Here is a 22,553-nt window from a genome sequence, read left to right on the forward strand (position 1 = left end):
TGAACGTTCTGTGAATGTTTTGGGATATCTTTGTGAAGCGAAGCTATGTCCTGTTGGGGCATCAATGTCCCTCGATTGTCCCAGAAATGTCTCACTATGCTCTCTTATCCTCGGACATAGCGGCAGATTATCTAAAATTAAGTTGGTACGCTATTTGCATTAAAATCTAAGGAGGTCTCTGAGCAATAAAAAAACTCCTGCTCAAAAGCAAGAGTTTTCTTATTTAGGCCTAATCATAAGGAGGTTTTATTTATGGGAAAAGCAACAATTAAAATCATCTTCAGTCTTGCCGCAAGCCTGGTTCTCTTTGTCAGCGGCTGCTCCTCAGGCCAAGAGCCCGGCTCTGCCCCTATCACACCCCAAGAGAAGCCTGAAATTGAGGTTTTCAGCAAAACCATGGAGCTCAATAAGATCGTTGATTTAGATACTATGAAATTGAGAATTATCAATGTCAGTTTGGTAAGAAACACCGATCCCGACCCAGATGCCCCCCTGGGTAAAATCGCTTTAGGTATAGAGATCGGAAACACTTCCGATAAAGATGTCCTATTTTATCCCGAGGATTTCGAAATGACCATCGACGGCAAGGAAATTGCTTCGCCGGATCTCACCTTGACCTCATCTTTAGGCGGGACCTACCCTCCTCAGCGGGTGCAGCAGGGCTTTATCACTTTTCCTATCAAGGAAAAGGAAGTCACCTCTGTGAAAGAATTGCACTTAACTATTCCTCCCACCACAGATCAAGATGGCATAGCTACGGAAGCCAAAGAGTACACCATTCTTATCGACGATCTAGAGGCTTAACTACCTCTGCAAATCATACTTATTGATCAGCCTATGGATTGTTTTGCGATCCATCCCGGCTGATTTGGCCGCTTGAGTAATATTGCCATGATGTTTGTCCAAAAGTTCCTTAAGGTATTCCATCTCAAATCTCTTCAAGCAAATATCCTTAGCCTCGTGAAAAGAAAAGGCTCCCAGATTCTCCTGCTCAGGGAGAATCTTTTTTTGTCCGCCAATGACTTTTTCCGGCAGATCGGAAATTTCAACCATCTCTGATCCCGATAGGGAGATGGCCCTTTCCACAACATTACGCAGTTCGCGGATGTTCCCCGGCCAGGCATAGCTTTTCATGGCCTGCATGGCCTCGGGAGTGAAGCCGCTTACCTTCTTATTCATATCCTGGGAAAACTTCTTACAGAAATGATTGACCAGCAAGGGAATGTCCTGCTGCCGTTCATGCAAGACAGGGAGCTTGAGGGTAATGACGTTGATTCGATAATAGAGATCTTCTCTGAATTCTTTGGCCCGGATTGCTTTTTCCAAATCACGATTGGTAGCGGCCAAAACCCGAATATCGATATTGATCAAGCGATTGCCTCCAACTCTTCGGATCGCCCGTTCTTCCAATGTTCTTAAAAGCTTGGCCTGCATGGCCGGGGTCAGTTCTCCCAATTCATCCAGAAAGAGAGTTCCCCCATGGGCCATTTCCAACAAACCCTGCTTGGTCGTGTTCGCCCCTGTAAAGGCTCCTCTTTCATAACCAAATAATTCACTCTCTAATAAATTTTCCGGTAAGGACGCACAATCCACGGGAATAAAGGGCCCTGTAGAACGCCGGCTGTTTTTGTGAATAGCCCGGGCGATAACTTCTTTCCCTGTACCGCTTTCTCCCAGGATAAGGATGGACGCATCGCTATTGGAAATCTTGCCAATCGTCTCAAAGACATCCTGCAGTCCTCCCCGTGCGCCAATAATATTATCAGTGTTCAAACCTTCCTGTAGCTGAGCCCGCAGCAGTTGATTTTCCTCTGTTAAGGCGATATGTTGAAGGGCCTTATTGATGGTCAGCTGCAGCTGTTCGATGGGGAAGGGCTTGGAGAGATAATCGTAGGCCCCTTCTTTCATGGCCTGTACAGCTGAGTCCACCGAAGCATACCCTGTGATCACAATGACTCTGGCCTTGGGAGTACATACTTTAGCTTTTTCCAGGACTTCAAAGCCATCGCATTGAGGCATTTTGATATCGGTTATGATCAGGTCAGGCTGCAGCCTGTAAATCTCCTCCAAAGCCTCGCAGCTATCTTCATAGGTCGTACATTTATAGCCCATCCGATGGATAACCCTGGCACAGGTTTCCAGCATATCCGGTTCATCGTCGATGATAACGATATGTCGATCCTCACTCATTCAAATCACCCTCCTGGTTCTCCGGTACACAGGGTAAAATCATACTAAAGCAACTGCCCTCATGGGGAGTGCTCTCCATGCGCAGAAAGCCGCCATGCTCTTTCATAATGGTCAAGCTGATCGGCAATCCCAACCCTGTGCCCAGCTCTTTTTCTTTTGTACTAAAAAAGGGGTCAAAAATACTATTCATCATGTCTTCCGGTATTCCCGTGCCATTATCCTCAATATCTATTTGAACATTATTTTTCTCGGTATCATATTTCGTGGTAATCTTGATCTTGCCTCCTTCCGGCAGGGCATCTTTGGCATTGGTCAAGATATTGACAAGTACTTGCTCCAGTTGGTCTTTGTTGCCGATAACGGTTGGCAGGCGGCTAAGGTTGAGGACAATGATGATATCCTTGCGGGAAAACTGTCTTTCCAGCCAAACCACCGTTTCCTTGATCAAATTCTCAAGATCAACTAAAGTTGTTTCATTTTTCGTTCGCCTGGAAAAAGAGAGCAATCCTCGGGTGGTCTGAGCGATCCGTTCTGTATGCTTTTTGATAACCAGCAAATCTTTGACGACCTCTTCAGGCAATTCTGTTTCCGGAGCCTCTAAAAGGAGCCATTCCAACCTGGACAAAATGATTCCAGTGGGATTGTTGATCTCGTGGGTAAGGTTAGCTGCTAATCTACCTGCAGCGGCTAACCGCTCAGAATAAATCAGTTGACGCTGAGTCTTTTCCAGCTCCTTAATGGTGTCGAACAATGACCTATTGAGCTGAGTGATTTCTTGATTAGCCTCTTCAAGATTGTTCTTCTCTTGGGCCAGGCGATTCAATAATTGAGAGCGCTGAAGGGTCGCCGCCACTTGGTTGGCAATGGCTAAGAGCATTTCTAGCGAATCCCGGCTTAATCTTACCTTAAGGAGGCTTTTAAGGGTCATCACTCCAAATACTTCCTTACCTGAAACCAAGGGCACACAAACATGGGAATGAAAAATGCCCCGGCAAGCTTCTCCGGTACAACAGGGACAAGTCTGATCCTGATCAGAAATCATCGGCAACTGATCCCGTATCGCCTTACAGTCCCCTAGCTCCAACCTGTTGCAACCATGTCTTTTGGGAAATATATTGAAATTGCATTGGTAATCAGCAAAAATATCTTCCATCACTTCTTTGATGGCCGGCAGCAGCTCTTCTATTTTTATGGGCAAAAAACCCGTCATATTGTTTATTTTGTGAAGGGCAGCAATCTGTTTTTTTAGTTCTTCTTCAGAAGATAAGGCCGTATTTTGCTTTACATCCATCCTATCACACATCCCTAACCGCCTTAATCAATGCAGCAAGATTCTCCGGCTTGGTATCTAAAGGCACTTCACAGCCTGAGCTTAAAATAAACCTCCTGCCGGCTGCCAGACTTATTAACTCTTTGCCTTCACGGATGATTTCCTGAGGTGTTTGATTGACAAAGCGATATGGTTTAATATTTCCGGATATCAAAAAGTCTCCTTCCCACTTCAGTGCTTCTGCCAACGGCACTTCATAATCTATACCCGCAATATCCACTCCGCATTGGCGATAGTAGGGCAAAAGCCCTTGGCTGTTTCCCGTGATCACCAACCAGGAAGCCATCGCCCCCGCCCCTTTGAATTGGGAGAAGATATCACGGATAGTGGGTAATAAATAGCGGCCAAACATCTCGCTGGGCAGAATGCTTTGGGAAGCGCTGGGATCGATTACTGCCGAGATATGGGCGCCTTGAGCAAGGAGGGCCAAACCGGCTTTTAAGGTGATTCCGGAAGCAAATCTTATTATGTCTGCAAATTCACAAGGCGAATCAAGTAAGAGGTATAAAAGTCTTTCCAGTCCCATCAACTGGCTGGCAATGCTCATCGGTCCCAAGACCACCCCGGCAATAGGCAGGCTATCTCCCAGTTCGGTCTTGAGAAGCGCGACAGCCCTCAGCAACTCCGGCATTCTGCCATCTGTCGAAGGGTTGAAATCCGGTAAGTCTTTTAATTGCCTGGGATCCTCCAGTCGATATTTTTCAATATAGGGATAAGCATTTTCCGGAAAATATACTCTTGATCCCAAAGCCTCTGCTTCAATACAATTATCGCCATAGACAAAAACCGCATCATAGTCGAACTTCTGCTGTGAATCTAATTGACATTGTGCCAAAATTTCTCCGTTTTGCAGATATCTTTTTAATTTTACATCCGTTAAAAAAGCTGCCCCGCCAAATACCAACGGAATACAAAGTGCCTCATCAAAAGCATGGCCTGCCAGAGCAGCCTCTAGCCTTTGTAAACTATTCACTCCGCAACATTCCCTTCATGAGCCTGGAGAAATCTGATCAGTTCAAAGGCATCTTTTGCTATCATGTCCACATCGAGATCCTCTTTTCCTAATTGTTTAACAGCAGCTCCCCCAGCTATCACCATAATATCCGACATCTTCTCTTCCCTTAGCAACCTCTTTATCTCCCTAATAACCGCCGCTGAAGAAAAGATTAGGCTGCTCACTCCGATAAAGTCTGCCTTTTCTGCTTTAGCAGCCATGACGAATTGAGCAGGAGAAACGTCTTTACCTAAGTCGATCACTTTATAGCCTACCGTTCTTAAGAGGGTCGTGACAATGTTTTTCCCTAAGTCATGGATATCTCCTTGAATTGTCCCCATGACGAATACTCCTTTTAACTGGAGAGGGCCAAACTCGGCCGGCAATTTTTCCATCTCCGGGCACACTACCTCATCGACGACTTCTTTCATTGCTCTGGCCGCCAACAAGATTTCCAGCAGATTAAATTGATTCATATTGCATTTGGCGTCAAGGGAGTCCAAAGCCGTTGTCAGTCCTTCGACTAATTGATTTATCCGATAACCCTTGGCTAATAAATCCCTGGCGATCGAAACAGATTCCTTAGCATTCCCTTGTATGACGTTTTCGACCAGGTCAGCGACATTGTGCAAGTCTTTACCTCCTTTCTATGGGGTTATCCCTTTCCTTTCTAATCCTTTTATTTCTCCCGGCAACAGCAATATACCTCTATTTTAGCAAATACTGAACAACCTTAGGTGCAAAAAAGACTGTTGACAAAATCCTATCAACAGCCGGGGGCGGATACCTTGCCCTCTCTTAATTCCGAGACATTTTAATGCGAAAAGAATATTTATCTGCCCTAAACATAGTTTGTACAAATTCAATAAGTTTATAGTCGGAATCAAAGCTGGAACGTTCCGTTACTAAAACACTGGATCGCTTGGGAACCTCCAATAGAAGTGCGTCCTCCTTGCTTGGTATCGCACTGGTAACAATTTCATCAGCCTCCCAAAGAACTATGCCCAGGGAGCTTTCCATAATCTTGTATATATTGGCGTTAAGATCATAATCCAATAATCTCCGACCTGTTTCCAGATCGAAACATTTGCGCTCAATAGCTATCACTTGATCGTTGGCATACCTGAGGCGTTTGATCATATAGAATTCTTCTCCGCCAAACATCTCGGCAATATATGCAGGCTCTCTCTTAATATTACACGAAAGCAGCTTTGCTCCAGACCTCATACCCGCTCTTTCGATCGTCTCAGTATAGGAGCTGAAGGTACCTATCCACTCTTCTTTAATCGGCCGAACTGCTACAAAGGTGCCCTTGCCATGCTTTTTCTCAAGAATGCCGTCCCGAACCAAGGCCTCAATGGCTTCCCGAACAGTCGACCTGCTCACTGCAAAGTAATCCATCAATTCCCTTTCACTGGGAATCTTTCCCGTTAGATTCTCTTCGAAGATTCTTTTTCGTAAAATATTCGTAATCTGAGCATGTAAGGGCAGCGGATTATGAGGATCTAAAACCATGTGTTTCCCCTCCAAATTAAAAGAAAACTCCCTCAGGATAACTTATTATATACTATCATTCTAACATATTGGAGTCTTTTGTATATTGAATTTTTAAGCTACTTCTATTGATTGCAGATGGACCGATCGGATTCTCCAATCGGCCCATCTGCAATACTACTTTTTGAATACTTAGGTTTATATCGAATACCTATCATCTGCTAGAGCCAAATATTCATGCCTGCAAATCGTCCAAATATAGCTACAGACAGTGTTACCGCAACGATTCCGATGACGGTCATCAGCACACCGCATTTGGCAAAGTCTTTGATACTGAAATATCCTGAAGAATAGGGAATGACGTTGGTTGGACTTGAAGTTACCATGATGAAGGCCATGGAAGTGGCAATTCCTGCCGGGCCGGCCACAATCCAAGGGTTCATTCCTAAATCCAAGGCTAAAGCGATAACTAAGGGAATGACCACCGCCCCTGTAACACTGTTACTGGAGAAGAAGATCTTCAATGCCTCCACCAACACCAGCACAGCTGCCACTCTCAGCATGGGATGAAGGGCCCCGATTCCATTAAGTGCTCCCCAGGCAATATAGCGCGCCGTCCCTGTCTCAGCCAGCAACATGCCTGCAGCGATACCACCGGCAATCAGCATGAGTCCGCTCCAGTCGATATGTTCATTAGCTTCTTTCCATGATCCGAATACCTGCAGGCCAGGCAGGAAAAGAAGAAGGAAAGCAAAGAGGGCTGTGAAATCTTCAGGAATACTGATACCTGTCAAGGATTTGATCAAAGGCGCTCCTAACCACATGGTTACAGCTGTGAAAAAAACAATCGTTGTATTGCGTTCCTGGCGGGTTAAAGGCCCTAACTCTTTATTCTGACGTCGGACATCATCAAGTTCGATAGGAACATTCTTGATTTCGGGCGGAAAGACTTTCATAAGCAGGAACCAGCCGGCCGGAAGCATCATCAATGCTCCAGGCACACCCACGATCATCCATTGCAGAAAGGATGCATCCGCTTCGGTAAGCTCCCGCAAGTAACTGATTGCCAAAATATTAGCCCCACACCCTGCCGGAGTGGATGTTCCACCGATAAGAGCACCATAAACGATACCAATCATCAGACAACGTCCAAAGTTACTCTGCAGAGGCTTACATCCGGACTGCCTGAGAATGTTCACGCCCAGAGGAAGCAGCATGGCCGCAACCGCCATATCCGTCACCCACATGGAAAGAAAGGTGCCCAGGGCCATAAAGGTAAAGACAATCCGGTCGGTTCGCGTTCCTACTTTACTGAGAACTCCCAGCATGATTCGATTCGCCAATCCTGAGACGGTGATGGCTGCCGATAAACCCATAGCACCCATCAGGAAAAAGAGCACGCTGCTGCCTAATCCTGTTTTAACTAAAGCTGTAAACGTCGATACACCCATCAGATGGAGAATAATGATCATACTTAAAGCCGTAATAGGAAAGGGAATAGCTTCTGTTAGCCAAAGGATAACCGCATAGACCAATACTGCAAAGACCGCTTTTCCTTCAAAGGTAAGAGGAATTTCCTCGGTTCCCTTATAAAAGGATGGGGGAGAAGGCAGCAGATAGATTATAAGCATTACCGCTATTGCTGCAAAGAAAATCAAAGCATTGCGCTTATTGAAAACATAAGGTCTAGAGGGCACAACTGGCGAATTAATACTCATCTTTATACAACCTCCATCATGCTAATAATTAGCATCTTTTAAAATTGAGTAAAATTACTGTGCAGTTTGATTGCCCCAATCTATAAATGACCCTCAATGTATCGTTCTCCCGAACGGATGCGAGTCTCTTTTCGCTCCGCTCTTCTTTCTAATTACAAAACCTTCTGCAGCAACTGTCCAATCATACTCGGCCGATCTGCCACCAGAGCGCCTGCCTTGGCTAAAGCTTCAACCTTATCTTCTACTGTGCCTTTTCCTGCTGTAATGATGGCTCCCGCGTGACCCATTTTTTGACCTTTAGGCGCTGTCCGGCCTCCCATAAAGCCAATCAAGGGTTTAGTGAAAATCCTTTGTTCAATTGCTTCAGCCACATCTTCTTCCATAGTTCCTCCGATCTCACCGATCATGACCACAGCATCCGTATCCGGATCTTTTTCGAACAACGGCAAGATCTCGGCAAAGCGGGTTAAGGGCACGGGATCTCCGCCAACGCCTACGATTGAGCTCGGCCCAAAGCCCGCTTTGACAATCTCCGCCGTCACCTCATTGGTTAAGGAACCACTGCGGGTCATGACCCCTACTCGTCCAGGTTTATATACTCTATCCAACCAATAAGGGAAAAAACCCATCATAGCCTTCCCTGTAGAAATGATTCCTGTGGTATTTCCACCAATAACCATGGCTTGCTTCTCTAAAGCAATTTTTCTCAGCTGCATCATCTCATGAAGAGGAATTCCTTCAGCCGTAACCACAATTACTTTTATTCCACTGTCAAGAGCCTCTAAAACAGCTCCTTTGGCAGCTTTAGGGGGTACAACCAATAAAGATGCTTCTATGGGATGCTCTTGCACAGCCCGACGGACGGTATGATAAACTGGAATACCGTCAACATCCTGACCTTCCTTACCCGGTGTGACTCCGGCTACAATGTGGGTGCCATAATTCTTGGCGTGCTTCGCCCAGAAACTTCCTTCCTTTCCGGTTATGCCTTGAATCAAAACAGGGGTAGTATGATCAATGATTATGCTCAATTTTCTGCACCTCCCACTATCTCGACTGCTTTCCTGACCGCTTCTTCTGTATCGCTTAAGGAGGGCAACCCTGCACTGCGCAGCAACTTTTGAGCATCCTCTTCCCCTGTACCGCGAATTACTGCTATAATCGGAATTTCCGGCTTCAACTCCTTGACTGCCTCAACAATTCCCTGAGCCATAACATCAGCACGGGCAATTGTACCGAAAGTCGCGATAAGGATGCATTTGGGCTTTGCTTTCAGCATCATTTTCATACATTGCTGAGCTTTGTGGTAGTTTGGTCCGCCAAATTCCAAGTAGTTGGCCACGGTACCCCCATAATAATGGATCAAATCAAGGACGACATTAGCCAGCCCTGCTCCTGCGACCATCATTCCGATATCCCCTTCGAAGGCAATATAGGGAATTCCATCCAGTGCCGCCTCATACTCGAAATCGCTTTTATAATGATCACGAGTCAGGGAGAAACGATTTTGCTTATATAGAGCATTATCATCCAAATTAAATTTGCCATCAGCAGCTGCCATTGTTCCATCCCTAAGGATCATAAGGGGATTGATCTCCACTAATTCAGCGTTATATTTTACAAAAAGCTGATAAAGCTTGAGCAGAATCTTGCTTCCTTCTTTAGCTGCACTCTGTTCTAATCCTAGACCGTACATGATATTATCCGCTTGATAAGCCATCAGACCCAGAGACATATCCACTTTTTCCTTGATAATCTTTTCCGGCGTAGTGCGGGCGATTTGTTCAATATCCACGCCCCCCTCCAGGCACGCCATAACCATGGCTAAGCCTGAAGCGGCATCTACGGTAATGGAGACATACATTTCCCGCTCATAAGGCACAGCCTCTTCGACCAACAGCTTCTTGCCGGTGGCTTCCAGAATCCGCTCAGCTTCCCTTTGGGCTTCTTCTTTTGTACGCACAAATTTGACTAATCCTGCTTTGCCTCGCCCGCCCTGCAGGACTTGGGCCTTCAAGACACAGGGTAACCCGATCTTTTCCAAGGCACTGTTCAGTTCACTTATATCACCGATTAAGGCATTTTGGGGAATAGGGATACCGCTTTCTGCAAACAGTTCTTTAGCCTGGTATTCAAATAGTTTCATTAAGCTAGGCCTCCTTAACTACGGCCATACTTGGCCCAATATGACCCGAATAATTCCTCTTCCTCAGGAATAACCTCCGGAATCAAGCGGGACACCTTAGTCGTCTGGATAAAGTGTTGATAGGAGAGATTATCTTTAATATTATTGCCGGCCCAAGTTCCTCCCCCCATAGAAAGTGTGAAATTCAGACCGTTGTTGAAGCTGCCTCCATTACCGAAGCACTGTATTTGATTAATTAATAAACGGCATACTTCCATTTCCAAGCCGATGCGTTGAATATGTTCCTCATTGGTTGTATGAAGCCCACAGGAGTGCCCGCGGCCTGCATGATTCAAGATTCGTTTTGTCAACTCCAGTGCTTCATCAAAATCTCCTGCTTTATACAATGTGAGAACCAGAGCAATCTTTTCTCCTGAGAAAGGATACCCCTTCCCCACTCCTGTCTCTTCCACCATGAAAAAGGAGGCTTCCTGAGCTGCCGGATTTGTCAATCCCGCTTCCTGGGCCATAACGCCGGCATCTTTAGCTGTGGTTTTCCCTCTGCGCTTGCCATTTTCATCCCACATCGCTTTTTGCATTTGTTCCTTTTCGGCAACAGTACACTTATAGCCGCCTTCCTTCTTTAAGGCTTCGATCATTTGCTCATATATTGCGGCTTCAATGACAAGAGCGTTATCACTGGAGCAGCTCGTGGCATTATCAAAGGTTTTGCTTAGCATAATCTTATGGGCCGCATCCTGCAGGTTCGCAGAAGCATCAACTATAGTGACGACATTGCCTGCGCTGACACAGGCGTTTGGTGTACCGCAAGTCTGACCTGCGCGAACATTATTGGCCGATCCTGTCACAGTTACCATATCCGCCTGCTTCATCAGTTCAGTGGTCAGCTCTTTGGATACAGGCATCGGCAAGGATTGAACCAAATCGAGGGGAGCCCCCACCTTTGCCAGCTCGGCATGGATGTATTCCAACAACTTAACTGTGGTGGACGCACCTTTCGGGGAGGGTGCAATAATCACCGCATTGCGTCCTTTTAATCCCATCATCGTCACGTTGGCAGGCGTAGCACCGGGATTGGTTGAGGGTACAGCCGCCGCAATCACCCCTACCGGTTTAGCTATTTCTGTAATACCTATGGCTTCATCCACCTTGATAATTCCGACAGATTTGGCCTCCGGAGCCAATAAGTCCCGCAACGTACCAAAGGTTTTGCGTTTGTTTTTGGTAATTTTATCTTTCACATTGCCAAGCCCTGTATCCTGAACGGAAATCCTTGCCAGCTCTTCAGCGTGATCCTGGCGGTAAATAGCCCACGCCACAGCTTGCACCAAGGTATTGGCCTGATCCTGAGAATAATTCTGAATCTCCGCCATAGCCTTACGTGCTTTTAAAATCAACTCTTCTACAATAATTTTGGCATCGGTTTCGCCGGAAGTATTTTTATTCGCATTCGCATTCGTACTCGTGCCCATATTCACTTTCCCCTTTCTCTGAATTCGTCGCAACCATTGCGTACATAGTATGCGCTCATTCATCGACACTGGACTATACACACGCTTATCCTGCAGTTGATCTTATATGAAATCTATGGGAAAGGGCGGGCGTGACTCCTATGTCCCCTATCACGCCCTTGCCTTTTGCTCCGTTCGACTTCTACCAGTTTCTGACGTCCAGTGACTTATACTTGGGAAGTAGCCGGGTGGGCAGCTTCAGCGCGTCTTTTCTAAAGGGCGGTGCCAGCTGGGTCCCGTCGCAAACGATCTCCAGCACAGTGGGCTTACGGGAGTCAAGGGCTCTTTTGAGTGCCGGTCCGACCTCTTCTGCTTTAGATACTCGGATACCTTCCGCCCCCATGGCAATGGCAACCGGGGCGAAACTTTCAGGAGTCGGAATGTCCACTCCGACAAAGCGGTTATTATAAAAATCAATTTGGTTTTTCTTCTCTGCGCACCAGGCTCCATTGCGGAAGACGATAGCGACAACAGGAAGGTTATGTTCAACAGCTGTACTTACTTCGTGCAAACTCATCCCCCAGGCTCCATCACCAATGATTGCCACCACCGGGCTGTCCGGTTCAGCCAATTGTGCCCCCAAAGCGGCGGGATATGCAAATCCTGTATTGCCAAAGGTAAGGGCTGCAATATGTTTTCCTGCTCCTTTAAATTTCAGGTAACTGTTGGCTGTGGAGGAGACATTGCCAATATCGGTGGCCACAATGGCATTTTCCGGAAGCGCCTTTTGGATTTCATAGAGGGCACGCCGGGGATTGATGGGATAACCATCAACCATTGCTGATTGTACAATTTCCTCTTCCCAGGCATTTTGTTGAGCTTTAATTTGTGTTAAGCGGCTTTGAGAGACTTTCGGTTCGGCAATTCTTTCCTCCAAGCGTTTAAGAATCTCCCTGGCAGCTTCCCTGGCATCTGCGATCAGTCCCACTTCAACAGGATGAGTGCGGGCAATATTACGAGGATTAATGTCTACCTGAATAATTTTGGCACTTTCCGGGAAGTAATCAATATCGTATTGAGGGGTGGTCCCAAAAACGGAAAGTCGCGTTCCTATGGCCAGAATCACATCGGCTTCCGCCACCAGATTCATGGCCGCCTTTGAACCCATATAACCAATCGGTCCTACCCACAAAGGATGATCGTATGGGAAAGCATCATTATGCAGATAGGTGCAGGCTACTGGTGCGGTTAATATTTCTGCAATCTTGGCCACAATATCCTTGGACTGAGTGTCTACAACTCCACGACCGGAAATAATCACAGGTCTTTGAGCGGAAATCAAAAGCTTTGCTGCTTTATCAAGAGAAGCTAAATCCCCGCATCCCCGTTGATCCACCCGATATTGATGGGGTTCAAGAATTTGTTCACTAATTTCGCCATAGAAATAATCACGGGGAATATCATAAAGAACAGGTCCCCGCTCTGCATAGGCAATGCGGAATGCCGTGCGCAAGCAATCGGCTGCACGTGACGGGTGTGGAACCCGAATGGTTTCTTTGGTTATTGCTTCAAAAATCTTTACCGTATCTGCTTCCTGAAAACCGTCCCAGCCCACTGTAGGCGTACCGGCCGACGGACAAATGACGACCATAGGGGTATGTGCTGAATTGGCTGCCGCTACAGAGGTTACCATATTGGTAATACCAGGTCCGTTTTGTCCGATAATTACGCCGGCTCTGCCTGTCACACGGCAAAAGGCATCTTCCATATGTCCTGCTGATTGCTCATGGCGAACAGGGATGAAGCGAATTCCGGCAGTTGGAAATAAATCAAGTAAATCCATGAACGCTGATCCGACGATACCAGTAACGTGATCTATGCCTTCTGCTACAAGGGTTTCACAAATCGCTTCACTGGGCGTCATTGTGATTTTCGGCATCTATTTTCCCTCCTATAAGTTTAGTAGTAAATCAGTGTTTGCTCCTCTGGTTCGGACATCCGTACCAGTTGAGCTTATCTATAGTATAAAGAATTATTTTCCACCCGTCAATATGTGAAAGATATACTTTTCATAAATAGTTTGTCGATTATTCTGCCAATGCCATAAGAAGAATCCTGCCCTTATGTGGACAGGATTTTAAATGCTATCGAGATAATTTAATCTTTTGGCAAATACATATAAAATTATTTGTACGTCTGGAATACTACGGGTTAGAATAGATGCAAGGGGGAATCGTATATGAATAAGATCAGAATTGGCATCGTTGGTTACGGAAATCTTGGCAAAAGCGTGGAGCTGGGAATTCGGCAAAATGAGGATATGGAACTTGTGGGAGTATTTACGAGACGGGATCCTTCATCCATCAAAACCGTTACCCCAGGGGTTAACGTCTTCACCATGGATGAGTCCAAGCAGATGACAGAGCAGATTGATGTGATGGTGCTTTGCGGCGGAAGCATGTCGGACATGCCGGTCCAGGGTCCTGAGTTTGCAAGTCTGTTCAATACCGTTGACGGCTATGACACCCATGCCAGGATTCCGGAATATTTTGCCGCCATGGATAAAAATGCTTTAGAGTCCCAAAAAGTCTGCATTATTGCCAGCGGCTGGGATCCGGGAATGTTCTCCATCAATCGTCTCTATGCGGAAGCCATCCTGCCGGCCGGAGATACATACACCTTCTGGGGCAAAGGAATCAGCCAGGGGCATTCCGATGCGCTCAGAAGAATTAAAGGGGTAAAGGATGCTAAACAGTATACCATTCCCAAAGATCAGGCTATTAACGCTGTAAGAAGAGGAGAAATGCCGGAACTTTCAACAAGGGAAAAACATTGGCGGGAGTGCTTTGTCGTCCTTGAAGAAGGAGCCGATAAAGAACGGATTAAGCAAGAGATCAAGACCATGCCCAATTATTTTGCGGATTATGACACAGAGGTACACTTCATTACAGAAGAAGAACTGATCAAGGATCACCCTGGTCTTCCTCACGGCGGCTTAGTGATTCATCATGGCCGGACAGGTCTTGATGAAAAGCATCATCATGTCATTGAATATCGCTTGGCTTTGGATTCCAACCCTGATTTCACCGCCAATGTTCTCGTTGCCTTTGCCAGAGCAGCCTACCGCTTAAATCGCGAAGGGGTATCCGGTGCCAAAACAGTAGTGGATATTGCTCCAGCCTATCTTTCCAGCAAATCGGCTGAAGAGCTCAGAAGGTCCCTGATCTGATAGTTCAATAGGGCTTCCGGATGACTTCTCTTTCTTAATCAACAGCTTTAGATCAACATCGCCAAGGTTCCACTAACAATCAACACCAGCCCAAGGGCGGCTTTCTTTGCTAATTTCTCATGGAACACAACATAGGAAAAGGCAATGGTTACGAGAATACTGAGTTTGTCGATTGGCACAACTACGCTGGCCGGCCCATCCTGAAGGGCCTTATAATAACACAGCCACGAGCCGCCGGTGGCCAGACCTGATAATATAATAAATCCGAGTTCTTTCAGTGGTATCTCCCGGGAGATACCTTTTTTTCTTGTCACAAAAACCACGAGCCAAGCCATAACCAGCACGACTCCCGTGCGAATGGCGGTCCCGAGGTTTGACTCCACTCCCTCGATGCCGATTTTTCCGAGAATAGCTGTGAGACTGGCAAAGACTGCCGATAAGAGAGCATAAATAAGCCAGGCCTGATTGGCTTTGGGCTGAGCCGCTTCTGTTGCTTTTTTCTGGATCATTAAGTATGTGCCTATCCCAATGCCGACAACCCCTACCCCTTTGCCGATGCTTATCCCTTCATTCAGTAAGATGAAGGCCAGAATGATGGTCAGAACCGTGCTGGATTTGTCGATGGGAACAACCTTGTTGATATCTCCCAGCTGCAGAGCCTTGAAGTAACACAGCCATGAGGCACCGGTAGCCAGGCCGGACAAAATCAAAAATAACAGCGTTTTCCCTGAGATATCGCCGATCGTGGTATGTGACTCAACCATCAATACCATCAGCCAGGAGAATGCCAGCACAACGATTGTCCGGATGGCTGTGGCCATATTCGAATCGGTCTTTTTAATTCCGCATTTTGCCAGGATGGCAGTAATCCCTGCGAAGAATGCAGAGCCAAAGGCGTACACAATCCACATTATCTTTACCTCAGTTTGTATTCGTTTGAGCACGGGCCAAAAGCAGATTCTCCAGGATTTTGATTTACAGCGGTCGCTCCATAAGCTGCGCGGACAAAACTAACGCTCAAGCCCTCCGCTCCGAAAGGACCTGCGCCGCTAAGTCATTCTTTGTGGCGTGGCGGCTTGGGCGAAACCCTCGCCCGGGTTTCGTCCGGCTAAATCGACTCCTCGAAAGCACTGCTTTCGCACTTGTTCTCATAGCCGGTTGGAAACGTCCTGTTTCCAACCTTTCTCCGCTGCGTGCTTTTCCCGAAGTTTTGTTTCCGCTCGCTTAAATTCGCTCTCTTTTGTAAAACAAAATCCTTGGGCAGCTTTCGGGTCTAAAGGACGTGGATGTAAGATAGCTACCCAATCTGAGTATGCCTTTTCATCCTTTGCTGATGCCGCTCCGCAGCATGGCCGTCACTCTATTAATCTAACACCTCATGGATTCTTTTCCAATACCTATCCAATAAAACTAAAAGCCAGGCTATCAATTATGGCCATTGACAAAACAAAAGGATTCAAACCACATAAGTCTGAATCCTTTTGCTTGAGTCTTATCTTATACTAATTGCTTCTTGCTGCAGATTTCTTCCTGGACGAGAGCAATGAATTCTGCTACAGAAAGTTTTTCACCGGCGTTAGCCTGACCATAGCGCCGTACAGCGACAGTATCTGTTTCCGCTTCCTGGTCACCGACCACGAGAGCGAAGGGAATTTTGTGAGTTTGGGCTTCCCGGATCTTATAGCTGATCTTCTCGCGGCGTTCATCCACTTCAGCCCGGATGTCCAGGTCATTTAAGCGGCGGACGATGTCCTGAGCATAGTCCTCGTGGCGTTCGCTGATGGGCAGCACCCGGACCTGAACAGGAGCCAGCCAGGTGGGGAAGGCACCGGCATAATGCTCTGTGAGCAGAGCAATGAAGCGCTCAATGCTGCCGTACACCACCCGGTGAATCATAACCGGGCGATGCTTTTGACCATCTTCACCGATATAGGTGAGGTCAAACTTCTCAGGCATTTGGAAATCCAGCTGTATGGTACCGCACTGCCAGGTTCTGCCTAAGCAGTCCCGAAGGTGGAAGTCGATTTTCGGTCCATAGAAAGCACCATCTCCCGGGTTGACCTTATAGTTGACTCCCTTGGCTTCCAGAGCTTCCTGGAGGGCATTGGTAGCCATCTCCCACGTCTCATCGGCCCCCATGGAGTTTTCAGGACGAGTGGAAAGCTCCACATGATACTCAAAGCCAAAGACCTTATAGAAACGGTCCACCAGGTCGATGACGCCGCTGATTTCAGCTTTGATTTGGGAGGGAAGCATAAAGATATGAGCATCATCCTGAGTGAAGTTGCGCACCCGCAAGAGTCCGTTTAAAGCACCGGATAACTCATGGCGATGGACTAAGCCCAACTCTCCCATTCTCAAAGGAAGATCCCGATAGCTTCTCAGCTTCTGCTTATACATAATCATGCCCCCCGGGCAGTTCATGGGCTTGACGGCGAAGTCCTCATCGTCAATCTTGGTAGTATACATATTGTCTTTATAATGATCCCAGTGACCGGAGTTTTCCCACAGGTTGCGGCTGAGGATGATGGGGGTCTTGATTTCGTGATAGCCTCTCTTGCGATGCTCCTGGCGCCAGAAGTCTTCCAGTTGGTTGCGCAGCACCATGCCTTTGGGATGGAAGAAGGGAAAGCCAGGCCCTTCATCGTGGAGGCTGAACAGATCCAGCTCCACACCCAGTTTACGGTGATCACGGCGCTTGGCTTCTTCCAGCTTAAAGAGGTAGTCATCCAGATCTTCTTTTTTGGCCCAAACAGTTCCGTAGATCCGTTGGAGCATCTTATTCTTTTCACTGCCCCGCCAGTAAGCCCCGGCCAGGTTCATGAGTTTGAAAGCTTTAACCACACCTGTGGAAGGAATATGGGGACCGGCACAGAGATCGGTGAAGCCACCTTGAGTGTACATGGAAATCACTTCATCTTCAGGCAAGTCCTCGATCAGCTCTACCTTATACTTTTCTCCCTCTGCAGAGAAATACTGCAAAGCGTCGCTGCGGGAGATTTCTCTCCGTTCGTAGCGTTTATTTTCTTTGACCAATCGACGCATCTCAGCTTCGATCTTCTCCAGATCCTCCGGTGTAAAGACATGCTCGGAATCAAAATCATAATAGAAGCCATTGTCAATGGCGGGGCCAATCCCTAAGATGGTCCCCGGGAAGAGGTTCCGCACCGCTTCCGCCATCAGGTGAGAAGTGGAATGCCTTAAAATCTTCAGGCCTTCCTCAGAATCCGCCGTGATAATCTCCACCTCAGCATCCTGAGTTAAAGCATAGGACAGGTCCTTAACCTCTCCATTCACTTTCCCGGCCAGAGCAGCTTTAGCCAGACCCCTGGAGATAGAGGCCGCTAATTCCATGAGACTCTTACCCGATTCGATCTCCCGAATGGAGCCGTCTTTTAAAGTAATCTTTACCATCATAGTCAACTCCTTATTCTTTGGTTTTAATCTTTAAACTTTGAAAAAACTAAAAAAGCCCTCATCCCAATATGGGACGAGAACTTTATTCCCGTGGTTCCACCCAAGTTAAAGCACCCTCGGATGCTTCACTTTGCTCCCTTAACGCGGGCCGACGTCTGAGCTTACTTCTCTTCAACTCAGCACTCCGGGGTGGTCTTCCTCTGCTTCTCTGTGAGAGATGCTTGCAGCCGGTGGCATCTCCTCTCTAACACAAACCAAAACAAATTACTTTCCCCATCATCGTTTTCATTTTATTATATCCACCCTTTTAGCCTTTGTCAATTCTTCTCACTTTGTCAAATCTTCTCACAGATGGGACAGCTTTCAGTACAATAGCTGACACGGCCTTCAAAAACCTTGCAAATGGTCTGCAGAGTATCCTGGTAGCCTTCATAACGAATATGCAGCACAATTTTGCGTGGAGCTACGGCAATCAGGGCGCTGACGAGAAGATCCTCATAGGTGAGTTCCTGAGAGGTATCCATGAAGGATAACTCATCCATATATTTTTTGGTGATTTTTTTGCCTTCTTCATTATAGAGGTTGAACTTGCCGTGTTTGGTTATTCCGACATGCAAGGTATGAATGCGGGGTTTTTGCGAATCCACAAAGCGCTTGAGCAGATTGATAAACTCCTCATATTCTGCTTCAATGACATGTTCATTCACCACATAATTGACGGCTTTATAGATCTCCTCTTTATAGTCTTTGGCACGGAATCGCAAGAAGCCTTCCATGTCAAAGAACGGCTGAGCTTCTATACACTTGACGATTTGGTTGACCAAGGACGCTTTACGATGAATACGGTAATTTTTCCATTGCCGGGATTCTTGATTAAGGTATTGGAGAGACTTCTCAAAAACTTGAACGACTTCCTCCCGTTTCAGTTTATACTTGCTTTTGAGCAGCCAGCGGATATGATCCTTCTCCCAATGCTGCAAAATCGTTTCCGCAATAGCATTCGCTAAATAATAGCTATGAATCTTTTTTGTGGTCTCCCGATCCTCTTCGATCGCTTCAAGCTGGAACTCACAATCTATCAACCAGTGCTTGCCTTGTTGATATTCGTGAAGCACCACAGGAAGCTTTTCTTGCTCTTGGAGCTGCCTAAGGCGCTCATAAATGCTCTCTCGATAATATTGAGTTCCAACCTGAACGGAGTGTTGTTCCACCCTGGCATCCCCTCCATAGTAGAGTATATGAGCAAGGTTTGCTCATATTGCGGTTTACCTCGAAATTACTCAAGCTATTTCGCAAAACCATATATTCCCTACTATTGCCAGGTTGACTCTCCCTTATTCCCCAAACCAGGATAGTGCCGCCTATTTCTGCACAGCAGCAAGCTATAGACGGACATACAAAGGGAGTGCCGCCGACTCAGCTCTTTCAAAAAGCCGTTTGGCGACACTCCCTATTTTTCCTTTGACTAGCGTGTTATCTGCATAAAACTCTTAATGCCAAGATCGCTCTTGAGAATATGGTCCAAGACCCACCCAAAGATGAACTCCAAAAGCTTGCGGGTATGTCCATCCTGATCCTGATCAATAGCCGAGAAGTCAACGGACTCCACTTCTTTGATGAAATCGTCATGGGCTACTTTTTGTTTGAAGTAGCCTGGGTACTTGATTTTAAGCATCAGCTCTTCTTCTGTTTGGAAGTGGTGAACAGTATATTCCTTAAGCTCGGCGATGATTTGAATGATCTTATCGTACTTATCCGGCAGCAAATAGTTTTCCAACAAATCATAGATCTCATTGCCGATTTCGAACAGATGCTTATGCTGTTCATCGATTTCTTCTACTCCGATGGAGTATTCGTCTTTCCACTTTAACATAACAATCACCTCTTTTGAATCTCCGTTTTCAAGTGCCGGGTTTAATATCCCCAGTCCTATTTTACAACACTAACTCCGCCCCGGCCAGTACCCTAAGCTAAACATCGGCATCATCTGCCCTTACACAAACTCATTTCCACCTTTAACAATGAGGCAGAGCTTTATGGAAGTCAGATAATATAAAAAGACAAGGGTCAGCAATCAGCTTACACCCTTGTCTTAAGTCCTCACCGGAGATTTATTCCACCGCATCGGCCAGCTGTTCTTTGACATAATTGGGGAGAGCAAAGCAGCCTTTATGGATCTCCGTGTTATAGTATTGAGTTTTAATCCCTAAGTCGTTCCAGGCCTGCTCGTCTATATCGATCAAGGGGTCATACTTTTTCGAAGCAAAGCCGAAAAGCCAGTGTCCGGAAGGATAGGTGGGAATATGAGCTTGATAGACCCGGCAGACGGGGAAAAATTCTTTGATCCTTTGGTGAGCCCGGCCCATGTTCTGGGCATAGGTTTCATAATAAGGGCTCTCATGCTGATTCACCAGGATACCATCATCCTTGAGGGCTTTATAGCAGTTGCCATAAAACTCTTTGGTAAACAGGCCTTCCCCCGGACCAAAGGGATCCGTCGAGTCTACAATAATCAGATCATAGCTGTTTTCTTTAGTCCGTATAAATCTCAAGCCATCCTCAAAGAACAAACGAACCCGCGGGTCCTCCAGCTTGCAAGCCGTCTGGGGCAGATACTCTTTACAGACATCCACCACCAGTTTATCAATTTCCACCATATCAATGTTGAAGATAGAGTCATAGCGGGTCAGTTCGCGGACGGTTCCCCCATCCCCGGCCCCGATGACCAAAACATCTTTAATTTGGGGGTTGGTCGCCATGGGAACATGAACAATCATATCGTGATAAATAAATTCATCCTTTTGGGTCACCATCATCAAGCCATCCAGGGTAAAAAAGGTGCCAAACTCTTTGGATTCAAAGACATCGATCCTTTGAAACTCACTCTGTCCTGAATAAAGCTGCCGATCCACCTTAATCGAAAAGCGAACGTTTTCCGTATGCTCTTCTGTATACCATAATTCCATAGCTATTCCTCCACGACTTTGATATTTTCAATGTCCATATCCTCTGTTCCGGTCAGGAAACAGCCCTTAGCCTTAGAATAAGCGATATAGTCAATAATATCCTCCGTGATTTTTTCCCCTGGAGCCAAGATCGGTATACCCGGAGGATAAGCCATGACGAATTCCCCGCTGACCTTACCTTTGCTTTCCTGGATGGGCAGTGAGCGCTGCTGGGCATAAAAAGCCTGCTGGGGTCCCATGACCACCACAGGATTGATATACTCATGATCAAACATGCCCGCTTTGTCCCGCTGATAGCGCCGTTTAATCTCTGCCAAAGCCGAGACCAGACGCTCCAAAGCAAGAGCCCGATCTCCCACGGATATAATAGCCAGAATGTTGCCGATATCGCCGAATTCGATCTGAATTCCATAGTCATCCCGCAGGATGTCATAGACCTCGATGCCGGCCAGCCCGATATCCCGGGTGTGAATGGAGAGTTTGGTGCAGTCAAAATCGTAGACCGAGTCCCCGTTGTTCAGCTCTTTGCCAAACGCATAATAGCCCCCCAGCTTATTGACTTCATCACGGCCATAATTAGCCAGATAGAGTGCCTTGTCAAAGATACGCTGGCCGTTTAAGGCTAAGTTGCGCCGCGAAATGTCCAGGGAGGATAACAGCAGATAGGAAGCGCTGGTGGTTTGGGTTAGATTAATCATATGCCGAACCCGTCCCACATTCAAGCGTTTGCCGATCAACAGGAAAGAGCTTTGGGTAAGGCTGCCCCCCGTTTTATGCATGCTGACCGCCGCCATATCCGCTCCCGCTGCCATAGCACTGATGGGCATATTTTCGCCAAAATAAAAATGGGTGCCATGGGCCTCATCCACTAAGACCAGCATACTGTGTTCATGGGCCAGCTCAGTGATGGTCTTCAAATCGGAACAAATCCCATAATAGGTTGGATTATTAACCAGAATAGCTTTAGCGTCCGGATTTTCCTTGATGGCTTTTCTGACATCAGCCACAGACATTCCTAAGGGGATACCCAGTTCCTTATTGACACCAGGATTGACATACACCGGAATAGCCCCGCTGATGATGAGAGCGTTAATGGCACTGCGATGAACGTTGCGGGGCATGATGATTTTCTCACCCAGCTTGCAGGCGCTCATGACCATAGCTTGTACCGCTGAGGTGGTTCCATTCACCATAAAAAAAGCATGATGAGCTCCAAAAGCTTCGGCAGCCAATTCTTCCCCTTCCTTGATCACCGAAACGGGGTGGCCAAGGTTATCCAATGGTTTCATGGAGTTGACATCTACGGACAGACATTTCTCACCCAGAAACTCCGTCAATTCAGGGTTCCCTCTCCCCTGTTTATGCCCGGGCACATCAAAAGGCACCACACGCATGGATTTATATTTGAGCAGCGCCTCATAGACAGGAGCCTTGCTTTGTCGTAGTGAAGGCATGATACCACCCCCTTTAGGTTATACAAGATATAATAATACAAAATTTAACTTAAAAAGTCGATAAAAAAGAAAAATAGTTTCATGCCATGCTAAGATACTTCATAAGGTTACAGCCTATAGAATGTGCAGGTTTCTCATTAGACATTCCCAGCGGTAAACCAAAA

Annotated in this window: 18 protein-coding genes and 1 other annotated feature; of the genes, 2 read left to right on the top strand and 16 right to left on the bottom strand. The window is 46.7% G+C overall.

Annotated features, from left to right (window positions below; genetic code table 11):
• Positions 1–252: 252 nt before the first annotated feature.
• On the top strand, positions 253–804 hold the full coding sequence (locus DESLBE_RS15635; RefSeq protein WP_005808176.1) for a hypothetical protein: 552 nt from the start codon (positions 253–255) through the stop codon (positions 802–804).
• On the opposite strand, the gene DESLBE_RS15640 is transcribed toward DESLBE_RS15635, so the two are convergent.
• The 10 genes from DESLBE_RS15640 to xsc all read right to left on the bottom strand — a co-directional run bounded on the left by DESLBE_RS15640 (position 805) and on the right by xsc (position 13,262).
• Complete coding sequence (locus DESLBE_RS15640) at positions 805–2,190, bottom strand: sigma-54 dependent transcriptional regulator (protein WP_005808174.1); 1,386 nt, start codon at positions 2,188–2,190, stop codon at positions 805–807.
• Positions 2,183–3,493, bottom strand: coding sequence for a GAF domain-containing sensor histidine kinase (locus tag DESLBE_RS15645; protein WP_005808172.1), 1,311 nt, complete (start codon positions 3,491–3,493; stop codon positions 2,183–2,185). Before DESLBE_RS15645 ends, DESLBE_RS15640 begins: the two co-directional genes overlap by 8 nt.
• A complete protein-coding gene (locus DESLBE_RS15650) occupies positions 3,486–4,493 on the bottom strand; it encodes a uroporphyrinogen decarboxylase family protein (RefSeq protein WP_015942622.1) in 1,008 nt (335 codons plus the stop codon). Before DESLBE_RS15650 ends, DESLBE_RS15645 begins: the two co-directional genes overlap by 8 nt.
• On the bottom strand, positions 4,490–5,146 hold the full coding sequence (locus tag DESLBE_RS15655) for a cobalamin-dependent protein (RefSeq protein ID WP_005808169.1): 657 nt from the start codon (positions 5,144–5,146) through the stop codon (positions 4,490–4,492). The genes DESLBE_RS15650 and DESLBE_RS15655 overlap by 4 nt, the downstream gene beginning before the upstream one ends.
• 166 nt (positions 5,147–5,312) lie before the next feature.
• Positions 5,313–6,029 (bottom strand): GntR family transcriptional regulator, encoded by a 717-nt coding sequence (locus DESLBE_RS15660; protein WP_144677477.1) that lies wholly within the window; start codon positions 6,027–6,029, stop codon positions 5,313–5,315.
• Between the two features lie 200 nt (positions 6,030–6,229).
• Positions 6,230–7,726 (bottom strand): DASS family sodium-coupled anion symporter, encoded by a 1,497-nt coding sequence (locus tag DESLBE_RS15665; protein WP_018214561.1) that lies wholly within the window; start codon positions 7,724–7,726, stop codon positions 6,230–6,232.
• A 152-nt stretch (positions 7,727–7,878) separates the two neighbouring features.
• On the bottom strand, positions 7,879–8,757 hold the full coding sequence (locus tag DESLBE_RS15670; RefSeq protein WP_005808161.1) for a CoA-binding protein: 879 nt from the start codon (positions 8,755–8,757) through the stop codon (positions 7,879–7,881).
• Positions 8,754–9,872, bottom strand: a complete 1,119-nt coding sequence (locus DESLBE_RS15675; protein ID WP_144677478.1) for an ATP-grasp domain-containing protein — start codon at positions 9,870–9,872, stop codon at positions 8,754–8,756. Before DESLBE_RS15675 ends, DESLBE_RS15670 begins: the two co-directional genes overlap by 4 nt.
• A 14-nt stretch (positions 9,873–9,886) precedes the next feature.
• Positions 9,887–11,344: an aldehyde dehydrogenase family protein gene (locus DESLBE_RS15680; protein WP_144677487.1), complete on the bottom strand. Its 1,458-nt coding sequence runs from the start codon at positions 11,342–11,344 to the stop codon at positions 9,887–9,889.
• A gap of 181 nt (positions 11,345–11,525) precedes the next feature.
• Positions 11,526–13,262 carry a sulfoacetaldehyde acetyltransferase gene (gene xsc / locus DESLBE_RS15685; RefSeq protein WP_144677489.1) on the bottom strand — a complete coding sequence of 579 codons (1,737 nt, stop codon included), beginning with the start codon at positions 13,260–13,262 and terminating at the stop codon, positions 11,526–11,528.
• Positions 13,263–13,562: 300 nt separating this feature from the next.
• On the opposite strand from xsc, the gene DESLBE_RS15690 reads away from it, so the two are divergent.
• Positions 13,563–14,552: a diaminopimelate dehydrogenase gene (locus DESLBE_RS15690; protein WP_005808153.1), complete on the top strand. Its 990-nt coding sequence runs from the start codon at positions 13,563–13,565 to the stop codon at positions 14,550–14,552.
• A gap of 47 nt (positions 14,553–14,599) precedes the next feature.
• Here the strand turns inward: DESLBE_RS15690 and DESLBE_RS15695 are convergent, their stop codons facing one another.
• From DESLBE_RS15695 to DESLBE_RS15725, 6 genes are all read right to left on the bottom strand, one after another.
• A complete protein-coding gene (locus DESLBE_RS15695; protein WP_018214564.1) occupies positions 14,600–15,463 on the bottom strand; it encodes an EamA family transporter in 864 nt (287 codons plus the stop codon).
• A 586-nt stretch (positions 15,464–16,049) separates the two neighbouring features.
• Complete coding sequence (thrS, locus tag DESLBE_RS15705) at positions 16,050–17,966, bottom strand: threonine--tRNA ligase (RefSeq protein WP_026184238.1); 1,917 nt, start codon at positions 17,964–17,966, stop codon at positions 16,050–16,052.
• 69 nt (positions 17,967–18,035) lie between these two features.
• Positions 18,036–18,258, bottom strand: a binding site (T-box leader).
• Positions 18,259–18,304: 46 nt separating this feature from the next.
• On the bottom strand, positions 18,305–19,180 hold the full coding sequence (locus DESLBE_RS15710) for a putative sporulation protein YtxC (RefSeq protein ID WP_018214566.1): 876 nt from the start codon (positions 19,178–19,180) through the stop codon (positions 18,305–18,307).
• A gap of 254 nt (positions 19,181–19,434) precedes the next feature.
• A complete protein-coding gene (locus tag DESLBE_RS15715) occupies positions 19,435–19,842 on the bottom strand; it encodes a hemerythrin family protein (protein WP_005808146.1) in 408 nt (135 codons plus the stop codon).
• A 238-nt stretch (positions 19,843–20,080) separates the two neighbouring features.
• Complete coding sequence (gene speE, locus DESLBE_RS15720) at positions 20,081–20,935, bottom strand: polyamine aminopropyltransferase (protein ID WP_144677491.1); 855 nt, start codon at positions 20,933–20,935, stop codon at positions 20,081–20,083.
• A 2-nt stretch (positions 20,936–20,937) separates the two neighbouring features.
• Positions 20,938–22,389: an aminotransferase class I/II-fold pyridoxal phosphate-dependent enzyme gene (locus tag DESLBE_RS15725; protein ID WP_005808143.1), complete on the bottom strand. Its 1,452-nt coding sequence runs from the start codon at positions 22,387–22,389 to the stop codon at positions 20,938–20,940.
• Between the last annotated feature and the right edge of the window lie 164 nt (positions 22,390–22,553).

It is taken from the genome of Desulfitobacterium sp. LBE (genome assembly GCF_007830365.1).
Lineage (GTDB): Bacteria > Bacillota > Desulfitobacteriia > Desulfitobacteriales > Desulfitobacteriaceae > Desulfitobacterium > Desulfitobacterium hafniense.

Bases quoted from the DNA above. Each gene is read 5' to 3' on its own strand.
- thrS (WP_026184238.1), bottom strand. From the start codon at position 17,966: ATGGTAAAGATTACTTTAAAAGACGGCTCCATTCGGGAGATCGAATCG.
- xsc (WP_144677489.1), bottom strand. From the start codon at position 13,262: ATGCCGAAAATCACAATGACGCCCAGTGAAGCGATTTGTGAAACCCTT.
- DESLBE_RS15645 (WP_005808172.1), bottom strand. From the start codon at position 3,493: ATGTGTGATAGGATGGATGTAAAGCAAAATACGGCCTTATCTTCTGAA.
- DESLBE_RS15635 (WP_005808176.1), top strand. From the start codon at position 253: ATGGGAAAAGCAACAATTAAAATCATCTTCAGTCTTGCCGCAAGCCTG.
- DESLBE_RS15690 (WP_005808153.1), top strand. From the start codon at position 13,563: ATGAATAAGATCAGAATTGGCATCGTTGGTTACGGAAATCTTGGCAAA.
- DESLBE_RS15660 (WP_144677477.1), bottom strand. From the start codon at position 6,029: ATGGTTTTAGATCCTCATAATCCGCTGCCCTTACATGCTCAGATTACG.
- DESLBE_RS15675 (WP_144677478.1), bottom strand. From the start codon at position 9,872: ATGAAACTATTTGAATACCAGGCTAAAGAACTGTTTGCAGAAAGCGGT.
- speE (WP_144677491.1), bottom strand. From the start codon at position 20,935: ATGGAATTATGGTATACAGAAGAGCATACGGAAAACGTTCGCTTTTCG.
- DESLBE_RS15695 (WP_018214564.1), bottom strand. From the start codon at position 15,463: ATGTGGATTGTGTACGCCTTTGGCTCTGCATTCTTCGCAGGGATTACT.
- DESLBE_RS15715 (WP_005808146.1), bottom strand. From the start codon at position 19,842: ATGTTAAAGTGGAAAGACGAATACTCCATCGGAGTAGAAGAAATCGAT.
- DESLBE_RS15680 (WP_144677487.1), bottom strand. From the start codon at position 11,344: ATGGGCACGAGTACGAATGCGAATGCGAATAAAAATACTTCCGGCGAA.
- DESLBE_RS15665 (WP_018214561.1), bottom strand. From the start codon at position 7,726: ATGAGTATTAATTCGCCAGTTGTGCCCTCTAGACCTTATGTTTTCAAT.
- DESLBE_RS15725 (WP_005808143.1), bottom strand. From the start codon at position 22,389: ATGCCTTCACTACGACAAAGCAAGGCTCCTGTCTATGAGGCGCTGCTC.
- DESLBE_RS15640 (WP_005808174.1), bottom strand. From the start codon at position 2,190: ATGAGTGAGGATCGACATATCGTTATCATCGACGATGAACCGGATATG.